12 protein-coding genes are annotated in these 14224 nt (G+C 50.6%); all 12 read left to right on the top strand.

Annotated features, from left to right (window positions below):
* Positions 1-10 precede the first annotated feature (10 nt).
* Positions 11-1123: a histidinol-phosphate transaminase gene (gene hisC, locus CGA21_RS14435; protein WP_020800125.1), complete on the top strand. Its 1113-nt coding sequence runs from the start codon at positions 11-13 to the stop codon at positions 1121-1123.
* A 28-nt stretch (positions 1124-1151) separates the two neighbouring features.
* Positions 1152-3359, top strand: a complete 2208-nt coding sequence (locus CGA21_RS14430; protein ID WP_223194141.1) for a bifunctional prephenate dehydrogenase/3-phosphoshikimate 1-carboxyvinyltransferase — start codon at positions 1152-1154, stop codon at positions 3357-3359.
* Entirely contained in the window at positions 3356-4045 is a 690-nt protein-coding gene (cmk, locus tag CGA21_RS14425) for a (d)CMP kinase (protein WP_020800123.1), read from the top strand. The genes CGA21_RS14430 and cmk overlap by 4 nt, the downstream gene beginning before the upstream one ends.
* 119 nt (positions 4046-4164) lie before the next feature.
* Positions 4165-5859: a 30S ribosomal protein S1 gene (rpsA, locus tag CGA21_RS14420; protein ID WP_020800122.1), complete on the top strand. Its 1695-nt coding sequence runs from the start codon at positions 4165-4167 to the stop codon at positions 5857-5859.
* A gap of 215 nt (positions 5860-6074) precedes the next feature.
* Positions 6075-6356 carry a hypothetical protein gene (locus tag CGA21_RS29965; protein WP_223194135.1) on the top strand — a complete coding sequence of 94 codons (282 nt, stop codon included), beginning with the start codon at positions 6075-6077 and terminating at the stop codon, positions 6354-6356.
* Positions 6357-6485: 129 nt separating this feature from the next.
* On the top strand, positions 6486-6785 hold the full coding sequence (ihfB, locus tag CGA21_RS14415) for an integration host factor subunit beta (RefSeq protein ID WP_188264431.1): 300 nt from the start codon (positions 6486-6488) through the stop codon (positions 6783-6785).
* Between the two features lie 23 nt (positions 6786-6808).
* On the top strand, positions 6809-7063 hold the full coding sequence (locus CGA21_RS14410; protein ID WP_188264430.1) for a lipopolysaccharide assembly protein LapA domain-containing protein: 255 nt from the start codon (positions 6809-6811) through the stop codon (positions 7061-7063).
* Positions 7064-7221: 158 nt separating this feature from the next.
* Positions 7222-8292, top strand: a complete 1071-nt coding sequence (locus CGA21_RS14405) for an LPS O-antigen chain length determinant protein WzzB (RefSeq protein WP_188264429.1) — start codon at positions 7222-7224, stop codon at positions 8290-8292.
* A 986-nt stretch (positions 8293-9278) separates the two neighbouring features.
* A complete protein-coding gene (tviB, locus tag CGA21_RS14400; RefSeq protein ID WP_188264428.1) occupies positions 9279-10556 on the top strand; it encodes a Vi polysaccharide biosynthesis UDP-N-acetylglucosamine C-6 dehydrogenase TviB in 1278 nt (425 codons plus the stop codon).
* Positions 10557-10636: 80 nt separating this feature from the next.
* Positions 10637-11698 carry an NAD-dependent epimerase/dehydratase family protein gene (locus tag CGA21_RS14395; protein WP_188264427.1) on the top strand — a complete coding sequence of 354 codons (1062 nt, stop codon included), beginning with the start codon at positions 10637-10639 and terminating at the stop codon, positions 11696-11698.
* Positions 11695-12903 (top strand): hypothetical protein, encoded by a 1209-nt coding sequence (locus CGA21_RS14390; protein ID WP_188264426.1) that lies wholly within the window; start codon positions 11695-11697, stop codon positions 12901-12903. Before CGA21_RS14395 ends, CGA21_RS14390 begins: the two co-directional genes overlap by 4 nt.
* Entirely contained in the window at positions 12884-14155 is a 1272-nt protein-coding gene (locus tag CGA21_RS14385) for a glycosyltransferase (protein ID WP_188264425.1), read from the top strand. The genes CGA21_RS14390 and CGA21_RS14385 overlap by 20 nt, the downstream gene beginning before the upstream one ends.
* Positions 14156-14224: the final 69 nt, after the last annotated feature.

The following is a 14224-nucleotide window of genomic DNA, read 5'->3' as shown; positions in this document are numbered from 1 at the left end:
GCGGTAGCAAATGAGTGGCAATTTCCTCGCTCTGGCACAGCCGGGCGTGCAACAACTTTCGCCTTACGTTCCGGGCAAACCCGTGGACGAACTGGCGCGTGAGCTGGATCTCGATCCGGCCAGCATCGTCAAGCTGGCCAGCAACGAAAACCCGTTGGGCGCGAGTCCCAAGGCCCTGGCTGCCATCCGTGATGCCCTGGTCGAACTGACCCGTTATCCAGACGGCAATGGTTTTGCGCTCAAGACCCTGCTGGCCGAACAGTGCCGCGTCGAGCTGAACCAGGTGACATTGGGCAACGGCTCCAATGACATCCTTGAGCTGGTGGCGCGCGCCTACCTGGCGCCGGGCCTGAATGCGGTGTTCAGCGAGCATGCGTTTGCGGTCTACCCGATCGTGACCCAGGCCGTCGGCGCCCAGGCCAAGGTCATTCCGGCCAAGGACTGGGGGCATGACCTGCCGGCCATGCTGGCAGCCATCGACGCCAATACCCGCGTAGTCTTCATCGCCAACCCGAACAACCCGACCGGGACCTGGTTCGATACCGAGGCGCTGGACGAATTCCTCCAGGACGTGCCGGAGCACGTGTTGGTGGTGCTGGACGAGGCCTACATCGAATACGCCGAAGGCAGCGACTTGCCGGACGGCCTGGACTTCCTGGCGGCTTACCCGAACCTGCTGGTGTCGCGCACGTTCTCCAAGGCCTACGGCCTGGCGGCATTGCGAGTCGGTTATGGCTTGTCCACCGCCGTGGTCGCCGATGTGCTGAACCGCGTGCGCCAACCGTTCAACGTCAACAGCCTGGCCTTGGCCGCTGCGTGCGCTGCACTGCAAGACGCCGAGTACCTGGCGGAAAGTCGTCGCTTGAACGAGTCGGGCATGCAGCAACTGGAAGCGGGTTTCCGTGAGTTGGGCCTGGGCTGGATTCCTTCCAAGGGCAACTTCATCTGCGTTGATCTAAATCGCGAAGCGGCCCCGGTGTTCCAGGGCTTGCTGCGTGAAGGCGTGATCGTGCGCCCGGTGGCCAACTACGGCATGCCGAACCACTTGCGCGTCACCATCGGTCTGCCGGCGGAAAACAGCCGCTTCCTTGAGGCGCTGGCCAAGGTTATGGCCCGTGGTTGATGTCACTGTGCCGCAACCTGCTGAGCCGTTGATCGGGCGCCTGGTGGTGGTCGGCCTGGGGTTGATCGGCGGTTCGTTTGCCAAGGGTTTGCGCGAAAGTGGCCTGTGCCGCGAAGTGGTCGGGGTCGACCTCGACCCACAATCGCGCAAGCTGGCCGTTGAATTGGGCGTGGTGGATCGTTGCGAAGAAGACCTGGCGGTTGCTTGCCAGGGTGCCGACGTGATCCAGCTGGCTGTGCCGATCCTCGCCATGGAAAAAATGCTCGGCCGATTGGCCGGCATGGACCTGGGGCCAGCGATCCTGACTGACGTTGGCAGCGCCAAGGGCAACGTCGTGCGTGCAGCGAGCGAAGCCTTTGGCGGCATGCCGGCGCGTTTCGTGCCAGGCCATCCGATCGCCGGTTCCGAGCAGAGCGGGGTGGAAGCCTCCAATGCCGACCTGTTCCGTCGCCACAAAGTGATTCTCACGCCGCTGGATCAGACCGATCCGCAAGCCTTGGCCGTGGTCGATCGCCTGTGGCGCGAACTGGGCGCCGATGTCGAGCACATGCAGGTCGAACGGCACGACGAAGTGCTGGCGGCCACCAGTCATCTGCCGCACTTGCTGGCATTCGGCCTGGTCGACTCGCTGGCCAAGCGCAATGAAAATCTTGAGATCTTCCGTTACGCTGCGGGCGGTTTCCGCGATTTCACAAGAATCGCCGGGAGCGACCCGGTCATGTGGCATGACATCTTCCTCGCTAACCGCGAGGCTGTCCTGCGCACACTCGATACATTTCGCAGCGACCTCGACGCCTTGCGCGACGCGGTCGATGCAGGGGATGGGCACCAATTGTTGGGCGTTTTCACGCGCGCCCGGGTTGCCCGCGAGCATTTCAGTAAAATCCTGGCCCGTCGGGCCTATGTGGACGCTATGAATTCCAACGATCTGATTTTCCTGGCTCAACCTGGTGGCCGCCTGTCCGGTCGGATTCGCGTACCAGGTGACAAGTCGATTTCCCACCGTTCGATCATGCTGGGCTCCCTGGCCGAAGGCGTCACCGAAGTCGAAGGTTTCCTCGAGGGCGAAGACGCCCTGGCGACCCTGCAGGCGTTCCGTGACATGGGCGTGGTCATCGAAGGCCCGCACCATGGTCGTGTGACCATCCACGGCGTCGGCCTGCATGGCCTCAAGCCAGCACCGGGCCCGATCTACCTGGGTAACTCCGGCACCTCGATGCGCCTGTTGTCCGGCCTGCTGGCCGCGCAAGACTTCGACAGCACCCTGACCGGCGACGCTTCGCTGTCCAAGCGGCCGATGAATCGCGTGGCCAACCCGCTGCGCGAGATGGGCGCCGTCATTGAAACCGCAGCCGAAGGTCGTCCGCCGATGACCATCCGTGGCGGCCACAAGCTCAAGGGCCTGACCTACACCATGCCGATGGCCAGTGCCCAGGTTAAATCCTGCCTGCTGCTGGCGGGTCTGTACGCTGAAGGCAAGACCACTGTCACCGAACCTGCGCCAACCCGTGACCACACCGAGCGCATGCTGCGTGGCTTCGGATACCCGGTGAGCGTTGACGGTGCAACGGCCTCGGTCGAGTCGGGCGGCAAGCTGACCGCGACCCATATCGAAGTGCCGGGCGACATCTCGTCGTCGGCGTTCTTCCTGGTGGCCGCATCGATCGCCGAAGGTTCGGAGCTGGTGCTCGAGCATGTTGGCATCAACCCGACCCGCACCGGCGTCATCGACATCCTGCGCCTGATGGGCGCTGACATCACCCTGGACAACCAGCGTGAAGTAGGTGGCGAGCCAGTGGCTGACCTGCGCGTGCGGGCAGCTAAACTCAAAGGTATCGAGATTCCCGAAGCGCTGGTTCCGCTGGCCATCGACGAATTCCCGGTGCTGTTCGTGGCTGCCGCCTGTGCCGAAGGGCGCACCGTGCTGACCGGCGCCGAAGAACTGCGGGTCAAGGAGTCGGACCGTATCCAGGTCATGGCCGATGGCCTGCTGGCACTGGGTGTCAAATGCCAGCCGACGCCGGACGGCATCATTATCGACGGCGGCCAGATCGGCGGCGGCGAAGTGCACGGCCACGGCGACCACCGGATTGCCATGGCCTTCAGCGTCGCCTCGCTGCGCGCCACTGCACCGATCCGCATCCATGACTGCGCCAACGTCGCGACCTCGTTCCCCAACTTCCTCGCGCTGTGCGCGCAGGTCGGTATCCGCGTTGCCCAAGAGGCTCAGTCGTGAAGCGCATTGCACCGGTCATCACCATTGATGGGCCAAGCGGCTCGGGCAAAGGCACCATCGCCGGAATCCTGGCTCGGCGCCTGGGCTGGAACCTGCTGGATTCCGGTGCGCTGTACCGCCTGCTGGCCTTCGCTGCGCACAACCACGGCGTCGACCTGACCAATGAAGAGCTGCTGAAGAAACTCGCCGCTCATCTGGATGTGCAATTTATCGCGGCGACCGAAGGTCAGCTGCAGCGCATCATCCTGGAAGGTGACGAGGTCAGCGATGTGATCCGTACCGAAAGCGTCGGCTCGGGTGCCTCCCAGGTGGCGGCATTGCCCGCGGTGCGCGAGGCGCTGCTGCAACGCCAGCGCGCCTTCCAGGAAGCGCCGGGCCTGGTGGCCGATGGTCGCGACATGGGCACGGTGGTGTTTCCGGATGCGCCGCTGAAGATTTTCCTGACCGCCAGTGCCGAGGAAAGGGCGCGTCGTCGATATTTGCAGTTGAAGGGCAAGGGCGACGATGTTAGTCTGTCGAGTCTGCTAGATGAGATCCGTGCACGCGATGAGCGTGACACCCAGCGAGCGGTAGCCCCGCTTAAACCGGCGGCTGACGCCATACAGCTGGATTCCACGGAGTTGTCCATCGACCAGGTGCTGGAACGCATCATGAGCGAGATCGCCATTCGCGATATCGCCGGGTGACCAAGAAGGCCGCAGGGGACCAGTCATAGTCCTGGGGCGCTTCTTTTAAATGAAACTAACCCACACCGTCTGGGGTGTGGAGATGGGCGTATCCTTCGCCCTCATTCACAGGAATTAAAATGAGCGAAAGCTTTGCGGAACTCTTTGAAGAAAGCCTAAAAACCCTGAACCTTCAGGCAGGCTCCATCATCACCGGTGTTATCGTTGATATCGATTACCAAGCTCGCTGGGTAACCGTTCACGCTGGCCTGAAGTCTGAAGCACTCATCCCGCTTGAGCAGTTCTACAACGACGCTGGCGACCTGACTATCAACGTCGGTGACGAAGTTCACGTTGCGCTGGACTCGGTTGAAGACGGCTTTGGCGAAACCAAGCTGTCCCGTGAAAAAGCCAAGCGCGCTGAATGCTGGATTGTTCTGGAAGCAGCCTTCGCAGCCGAAGAAGTGGTCAAGGGCGTTATCAACGGTAAGGTTAAAGGCGGCTTCACTGTCGACGTTAACGGCATCCGTGCGTTCCTGCCAGGTTCTCTGGTTGACGTCCGTCCAGTGCGCGACACCACGCACCTGGAAGGCAAAGAGCTGGAATTCAAGGTCATCAAGCTGGACCAGAAGCGCAACAACGTTGTCGTTTCCCGTCGTAGCGTCCTGGAAGCCGAGAACTCCGCCGAGCGCGAAGCTCTGCTGGAATCCCTGCAGGAAGGCCAGCAAGTCAAAGGTATCGTCAAGAACCTCACCGATTACGGCGCATTCGTCGATCTGGGTGGCGTGGACGGCCTGCTGCACATCACCGACATGGCCTGGAAGCGCATCAAGCATCCTTCCGAAATCGTCAACGTTGGTGACGAAATCGACGTTAAGGTTCTGAAATACGATCGCGAACGCAACCGTGTTTCCCTGGGCCTGAAGCAACTGGGCGAAGATCCATGGGTTGCTATCAAAGCCCGTTACCCAGAAGGCACTCGCGTTACCGCTCGTGTAACCAACCTGACCGACTACGGCTGCTTCGCTGAGCTGGAAGAAGGCGTTGAAGGCCTGGTACACGTTTCCGAAATGGACTGGACCAACAAGAACATCCACCCTTCGAAAGTCGTACAAGTCGGCGACGAAGTGGAAGTTATGGTTCTGGACATCGACGAAGAGCGTCGTCGTATCTCCCTGGGCATCAAGCAGTGCAAATCTAACCCATGGGAAGATTTCTCTGGCCAGTTCAACAAGGGCGATAAAATCTCCGGCACCATCAAGTCGATCACCGATTTCGGTATCTTCATTGGTCTGGACGGCGGCATCGACGGCCTGGTTCACCTGTCCGACATCTCCTGGAACGAAGTGGGCGAAGAAGCTGTTCGTCGCTTCAAGAAGGGCGACGAGCTGGACACCGTTATCCTGTCGGTTGACCCAGAGCGCGAGCGCATCTCCCTGGGTATCAAGCAACTGGAAAGCGATCCGTTCTCCGAGTACGTTCAAGAGAACGACAAAGGCGCAATCGTTAAGGGCATCGTGAAAGAAGTTGACGCTAAAGGCGCCATCATCACCCTGGCCGACGATATCGAAGCGACTCTGAAAGCCTCCGAAATCAGCCGTGACCGCGTTGAAGACGCGCGCAACGTTCTGAAAGAAGGCGAAGAAGTAGAAGCCAAGATCATCAGCGTTGATCGCAAGAGCCGCGTAATCCAGCTCTCGATCAAGTCGAAAGACGTTGAAGACGAGAAAGAAGCTATCCAGAGCCTGCGCGACAAGCCAGTAGCTGGTGACGCTCCAGTAGCCACCACCCTGGGTGACCTGCTGCGTGCTGCACAAGCGGAAAAACAGAACTAAGTTCTGACTTTCTGTAAAAAAAGGGCGACTTCGGTCGCCTTTTTTTGTGCCTGGAATTCGGCTGTCCGTCGTGGAGGCAATCTTCTGCGCGCTAACCACGAAACATTCCCTCGCCAAAACTGTCTCTTTCCTTAGCAGGATCAATCGCTTATTTGCAGCTAGTCTTAGCGTGGGGTAGGCGACAGCCAGGCGCTCTGCCTGGCATAAGGAATCAAATGAAGAGGCTCGTTGTCGTGATGGCAGTGCTGGCATTGGTGGTGGGTTGTACAACTAATGCAAGAACGCATGCCGTGCGTGGGGTCAGTGGTATCGAGATCAATTGCTCAGGGCTGGGGTCGGGATGGGATAGGTGTCAGAAGCGTGCAGGTAAAGAATGCAAAGGCGCGGGCTACAAGGTCGTGGCCAGGTCCGACGACGCCAAGGATGAGCAAGAATTTCTCTTCGGTTTCAACGCCGCGGGCTTTAGCACTCGGACGATGTTGGTTATCTGCAGGTGAGTGGGCGGGTAGGGCATCAGAGTCTCGGGGGAGAAAAAGCAGGGTGCAGGATGGGGCTGTTCAAAATTGTCAGGGCATGCTAAAACCTTTGAAGCGCTGATCTAGCTGCTTGAAAAAGAAGGGAAAATTATGACGAAGTCGGAGTTGATCGAACGAATTGTCACCCATCAAGGGCTGCTCTCATCAAAGGATGTGGAGCTGGCCATCAAGACCATGCTTGAGCAAATGTCCCAATGCCTGGCCACCGGCGATCGCATCGAGATCCGTGGGTTTGGTAGCTTCTCTCTGCACTATCGTGCACCGCGGGTCGGCCGCAACCCGAAAACTGGCCAGTCAGTCAGTCTCGACGGCAAGTTTGTTCCCCATTTCAAGCCCGGCAAGGAGTTGAGGGATCGGGTGAATGAGGATGAAGAGCTGGATAGTGTTTGAATGTTTAAGCTAAAGGGGTGGGTATGCGCCAGGTTAATCGTGTAATTTTTACTTTAATTCTCTTGCTTGGCGCTCTGGCTGTCGTTGGTTTTGTACTTGAGAATCAGCACCCGCTTACTTTGATGATGCTTGGGTGGCGTTCTCCGGAGCTTCCTGTGTCGTTAGTTGTAGTGCTTGCACTACTGCTTGGCATGATTATTGGGCCTGTTGTGGGTGCCGTTCTTAAGGCGCGTCAACGACTAAAGTTGGCTCGTCGGCATAAATTAACAGGTGCTTAAAGGTTAATAAGGAGTAATGATTTTGTAAGTAATGAGTTGTTTCATGCGAAAACTCTACAATGAGAAGTTGTGCAAGATACGATCGTTAATTTGTTATACCAATATGTCAGTGGTGCTGATTTTGTTGGGCAAACATATAAAAAAGGTACTGAGGTATTATGCTAGCTAACCAAAGACAATATGCCCGCAACGATGAGATTAATGTTTTTGAAACCCTCCAACAAATTTTTTCTCAAGGATGGCTGATTCTTGGTGTCGTGGGTGTTTTTTCATTGGTTGCGATAGTATACGCTTATTTTAGCGTGCCAGTGTACGAAGCTAAGGTTTATATTTTACCCCCAACGCAAAGCCAAATAGTTAATTTTAATATAGGTCGTACTAAGAGTAATGATTTGGCGCCCTATAGTGTTAAAGAAATTTATGATGTGTTTTTGCGGAATTTACAGTCAGAGTCGCTTCGGCGAAATTTTTTCTTCGATGTTTATTTGCCATCTTTAAGTGAAAACGAAAGGCGCGCACCTCAAGACGTACTGTACGCAAATTTTTCCTCTCGGCTCATAATTGTACCTCCTGGAAAGGAATTGGCTGATCGGTACTCTGTAGCTTTTCAGGCAAGTGATCCAAAGCAGGCAGCAGACTGGACTGGTAAGTATGTAAAGGAAGCTGGAGACAACGCCAAACAGGAGGTTATCCAAAATGCCCAGCGACAAGCTGAAGGCATTGCCCGTAACCTCGATCAAAAAATAGCAATGTATCGAGATCGGGCGCGTAAATCTCGTGAAGATGCGATTATTCAGCTGCGAGAGGCATTGAGAATTGCTGAAGCGATAAATTTAGAAAAGCCGTTGATAATTTCCGGAAACCTGTCTGCTGAAATGTCGGGAAGTATGGAGGGGCAATTAGTTTATATGCGTGGCACTAAAGCGCTGAAAGCTGAAATCGAAAATCTGGAAACACGTAAAACAGAAGATCCTTTTATTGTTAGTTTACGTAAGTACGAATCAAACTCAACTTTACTTAAAAATTTGAACATTCGCGCCGAGGACGTCGCCGTGTATCGAGAGGATGGGGAAATCAAACAACCTGACTCTCCGATAAAGCCTAAGAAAATTATTATCTATGTCCTGGGTATTTTACTTGGCGTGGCCGTCGGGTTGATCTGTGCATTTGTAAGAGTATTTATCTTAAGAAACAAATCAGGGCATCGTGAAATTGATCAAGCAAACTAGGTAAGCTTGCCTGATATCGGATTTTGTCGTGCTGCCAATTGGGCTTCTGATTTTTTCTTCTATCTCTGTTATTTCATCAAGGTGATGATAGATGAGCTGAATATTTGATGTTGAATCACAAGATAAAATATACATTCATGTTAGATTTTTTAATGAGATGTAAGTCTTTCATTTTGTGTTTTCATTCGAGGCGCCTCAGTTTTTTTTTGCCAATATTGGGTGTGACCCCAATGTGCTTCGTTTTTTGCTTGAGGGGCGTAGCATCGCGTCGACTGTCAATGGTCAGTGGTAGCTCTTAACATCCCAGGCTATGGCGCAGCCCCAAGCAAAAATGATGGCTCTCGGACATGATTTGGAGTAACGGAGCTTTCTCGAATAGTCGTATAATTGGTCGCTGAGGGCTCTATTGGTTGGCGGCAGGCTTCATCTGTCTGGAACCGGTGATCACACGGAGATATTGTTTGACGTAGGGGGGGGGATATGCGATGTAGGTTGGAATGGCTAATATAGTGCATCAGCCCCATATTTCGGAAGCACACACGCCTGCTGATTGCTCAAGACTACGGACAGTTCCTCTCATCTTCTTTTACTGGTCCGAAGGAAGCGAATGGAGGAGCTTTTCCGATCGTGACCGTATCGAGAGAAAATTAATTTCCGGGCGCAGTCAGGAATGAAAATAATAGATCTTGGAGTCATCTATAGCGTTGTCAAGTCAGTCTTCAACGGACAAGCTGACGCGTACTTAAAGACTGGTAAGCGTCTTCAGGGAACGGTGGCTAAAGGAAATCCTCTTTTCCGAAAACTGGAGGGTATTCAATTTCTGATTCTGCCTGCACGAGAAAAATGTAATCAACGTAAAATCGTTAGCGGGACTCTGAATCTCGATACTTTATTAAGTGCTCCGAATGTCATCCGTGGGCTGCCCTAAGGGTGGTGACTTTCGGTTTCAACAAGACATAATTTATTCGATAAATTAGGCTTTTAATATGCGCCAACTTGAAGACATTAAACTAGCTATCATTGGCCTCGGTTATGTAGGTCTGCCTCTCGCTGTAGAGTTTGGTAAGCATCGATCTGTAGTTGGATTTGACATAAATCAATCGCGCATTAGTGCTCTCCGGTCGGGCCATGACTCTACACTTGAAGTGAGTGACATTGAGTTATTGCAAGCAACACAGTTGGAATATACTTGTAGTTTAGATGAGCTGAACTCCTGCAATACCTACATCGTTACTGTGCCAACTCCGATTGATAAATATAATCAGCCGGATCTTACACCTCTGATCAAGGCATCAGAAACCATCGGGAAAGTTCTTAAGAAGGGAGACATCGTAATCTATGAGTCTACGGTGTACCCCGGTGCGACAGAAGAGGATTGTGTTCCGGTGCTGGAGCGCGTGTCGGGATTGCAGTTTAATGTCGATTTTTACGCTGGATATAGTCCTGAACGAATCAATCCGGGTGACAAAGAACATCGGGTAACTACTATAAAGAAGGTTACTTCAGGATCGACTTCTGAAGTTGCTGATCTTGTTGATGAACTTTATAATCAGATTATTGTCGCGGGTACACATAAAGCCAGCAGCATAAAAGTTGCCGAGGCAGCTAAGGTAATAGAAAATACCCAGCGTGATCTTAATATCGCTCTTATAAATGAGCTGGCACTTATATTTAATAAGATGGGAATCGACACGCAAGCTGTTTTGGAAGCGGCTGGTACAAAGTGGAACTTTTTGCCTTTCCGCCCAGGATTAGTGGGGGGGCACTGTATCGGTGTTGATCCCTACTATTTAACTCATAAGGCCCAGTCGTTGGGTTATCATCCCGAGATTATTTTGGCTGGACGACGCCTGAACGATAGCATGGGAGCTTACGTAGTTTCTCAGCTAGTAAAAGCCATGGTAAAGCGCCGTATACATGTCGATGGTGCTCGTGTTCTGGTGATGGGCTTGACTTTTAAAGAAAATTGCCCGGACCTTCGAAATACTAAAATAATTGATATTGTCAAAGAGTTGGCGGAATACAATATAAGCGTAGATGTTTTTGACCCTTGGGTTAATGCTTCGGAGGCGCAGCATGAATATAACATTACTCCAGTAACCGAGCCGTCCATTGGAGCCTACGATGGAATTATTCTAGCTGTTGCCCATAAGGAGTTCGCAGCGTTAGGCCCAGAAAGTATTCGCCGCTTTGGAAAAATAGAACACATTTTGTATGATCTTAAATATCTTCTAGCACCAGAGCAATCTGACTTGCGCCTTTGATGATAAAAAGTGTAGCTGTGGCGCCTCTTCAAAGGCTAAGCAGCTACAAGAATTTTTGATATTTTGAGAAGAGAAAATAGATGAGCCGCTACGATCGACTGTTAATTGAGCTACGTCAAACTCCGAAAACTTGGCTAGTTACTGGCGTTGCCGGTTTTATTGGCTCAAACTTACTAGAAACACTTCTTCTTCTCAATCAGCGAGTGGTAGGGCTTGATAATTTCGCCACAGGTCATCAGCGCAATCTCGATGAAGTAAGAGCAGCAGTTAATAATGATCAATGGGAAAGATTTGTTTTTATCGAAGGAGACATTCGGAGCTTGGCTGATTGCAAAAAAGCCATGACGTTCTGTTCTCCAGGCGAAGGTGATTCGGTACCTATTGATTATGTGCTACATCAAGCGGCTTTGGGATCTGTGCCGCGCTCTATAAATGACCCAATCGCAACCAATAGTACTAACATTGATGGGTTTCTTAATATGTTAGTTGCGGCGAGAGATGCAGAAGTTAAGAGCTTTACTTATGCAGCGTCGAGTTCTACTTACGGTGATCACCCGGGTCTTCCCAAGGTTGAGGACGTTATCGGCAAGCCTCTCTCGCCGTATGCGGTTACAAAGTATGTTAACGAACTATATGCTGAGGTGTTTTCAAGAACCTATGGCTTTAATGCGATAGGGTTGCGCTACTTTAACGTCTTTGGTAAACGCCAGGATCCAAATGGTGCATATGCTGCTGTGATTCCGAAGTGGTCCGCATCGATGATTGCCGGAGGTAATATATCGATCAATGGTGACGGTGAAACGAGTCGTGATTTCTGTTTTGTTGAGAACGCTGTCCAAGCAAACTTACTTGCAGCAACAGCCGATGAAACCGCGAAAAACAACATTTACAATGTTGCGTTTGGTGAGCGTACGACGCTTAATCAACTGTTTGTTTACTTGACTCAATCGTTGTTAGAGCAAGGGCGTACTTACAATCTATCCCCCGTTTATCAGGATTTTCGTGGTGGAGATGTTCGGCATTCATTGGCTGATATTTCAAAGGCTAACCAAGCGCTTGGATATTTTCCAAAGTTCAGTATTAAAGATGGTATAGCGCGAACAATGCCATGGTATATCAACCAGAGTTCTAAAGCTTTATGAATCCAATGTTGGTTCTTTTTGTTATTGATGGAATTTCGAAAGCTTTCCTTGCGTTCGCTTCGTTAGTTCTGATCAAGTATTTGTCAATAAGTGAGTTCGCGCAGTTTAGTGTAGTGTTCACAGCGAGCATGATGACTTATCAGATCATTGGTGGAATTGTAGAAAGACTATACATATCTGACCACTCTAATTATCAAAAGCAAGGGGGGGGGGGGAGCTTTTTCTTGATAGTAGTGTTTGGTGTTGCTGTGTCTGGTTATATTTATTTACACGCGGACATGCGCGCTGCTGTATTCACGCTTGTTCTGACTTACTTATGCACTAAATATCAGATTCAGCGGGTTAGACAGCAAAAGGAGGAACGTTTTTTTATATACTCCTTCGTTGATATGTTGAGAAACGCTACTTGGCTTGTATTGCTGTATTTGAAGTTTTCTGTGTTTGAATCTGTCCCTTACATAACAAACGAGTTTTTCGCGCTGGCTACATACGCACTATTGGCGATTTTTGCAAATGCACTTCTGTATTTCATTTCCGGTGAAGCTACAATAAAGGCAAGTTCAATAAGGTTTTATGGTGCGCAGTTTGTCTCTTCTGCTAAATATTTCCTCACTAGAGGCGATGTAGTGCTGTACTCTATTATTGGAGGTGCAATTCCATATTATCCTTTTATTATTGCAACAGTGATGCGTAACGAATATTTGATATCGACATATGGTGCTGCCATGAGGTATCAAGCTATCTTTTCAATGGCGATAATGGCGGTAAATACAGTAGTAATAGCCAGGTTTTGCAATAGAAAGGATGTGATCAAGGCTCAGATTGATTCATTTTACAAAGTATTGCCTTTGGCTCTACTGTGCTTGTTTGTTGCAATCGGTTTTATTTGGTGGGCTATACCGTATATTGATGGTGGAAAATATCCTGGTTTGCAAACGGCATTCGTTATTCTCTCTATGTGCTCTGCTATTTCCCTGATTTCCACGGTTGCAGTAAATCAGTTACTTGCCTTTAATAGCTATAGGGTAATGCTAAAAGGCGTATTTGTAGGTTTTATGGTAATGATTGCATTTACTCCCATGTTCAACTGGGTCAGCGTGGAGTTGGGGCCGCTACTAAGTATGGCCGCGGGCTATCTGGTCATTGCGTTGTTGATGATATGGAATGCGAGCAAGGAGAAAACGCTTGAAAGTACTGCTGGTTAACTATTATTACCATCCTATGGTCGACGCGCACGCCTATCGTTGGACTCAGCTTTCAGAGCATTGGGCTGAAAAAGGGTTCCAGGTTGATGTGATTTGCTCAAAGGTAGGCAATGTTGAAGACTCGGAGTGCGGCAAGAATATACAAGTTACAAGGGTCGGTTTTTTTCGTGCAATAAAAATGCAGGCCAAGAAAAGCATTGGCTCGGAAAATGTAAGCTCTCGTAAAGAAATGGTTGCTACATTAAAACAAAATTTAAGATTGGTTTATAGGAAGTTTTATTGGCCGGATGGTCTTTGGCACTGGTTCTTTTCTGTGTCCGCAGAGTTGTTTAAGCGAAGGGCAACTAAGTACGATTTGATTGTAAGTTATTCTCCTACGTTTACTGCTCATCTAGCGGTAATGTTATTTAAAAAGATGGTCACGAGCAGCTCGTATTGGATAGCTGATTATGGCGATCCATTTTCGACGTCTATTTCAATGCCAAATAATAATATTTCATTGTATGGGGCGCTGAACAGGTGGGCGGAGTCGTTAGTGCTTAGTCGGGCAAGCAAGGTTTGCTTCACAAGTCAGAGCACTGTTGATGATTATTTCTCAGTTTTTGGGGCGATGGATAATGCCCATTTAATTCCGCACATGGCTAATGTGGAAAAAATTTATGATGAGATTAGCGAGATAAGTGATCCTGCAGTAATCAGGTTGGTGTTTATCGGTAATTTTCATGTGGGCATCAGAGAACCTTTCTGGGCTTCGGATGTTATAGAGAGGCTAGCAGGTTTTTTACACCTGAAAAACGATCAGCCTATTGTCTTTGATATTTACGGAGCAAGCAATGGCGTAGATGTCGCGTCAATTTGTAGTCCCATTATAAACTGGCACGGTCCATTAGATCGTGAGCGTGTTAATGAAGTAATTGGGGGTGCCGATTTTCTAGTAAATATAGAAAATACGAACTGCTCAATGATTCCGAGTAAAATTGTTGAATATATAGCGACTGGCAAGCCTATTATAGACATTGCTCAAAAGAACAAAGACGTTTCCAGGTTGCTCAATCTTTATGCAGCTGAAGGAGGCGCGATTATTATTGATGAAAATTTTTCAAATGAGTTTGTGGATCTTAAAAGATTTATTGAAAGATACAAGGGTAATGGAAAAATTTCAATTGATACGATTAACTCAATTTTGAGTGACTTTGGTATCGAGGACGTTTCTAGAAGATACCTTGAAAACATTGAGGGCGCGCCCCGGTGATTGCGGGGCACATTGTTGGATGTGTTTTTTATACAGGTTCGAAAATGACGGTTGTGGGTTGTATTTTTA

Source organism: Pseudomonas sp. PSB11 (genome assembly GCF_014596605.1).
GTDB classification, from domain to species: domain Bacteria; phylum Pseudomonadota; class Gammaproteobacteria; order Pseudomonadales; family Pseudomonadaceae; genus Aquipseudomonas; species Aquipseudomonas umsongensis.
This window is presented reverse-complemented; position numbering and strand designations above follow the sequence as displayed.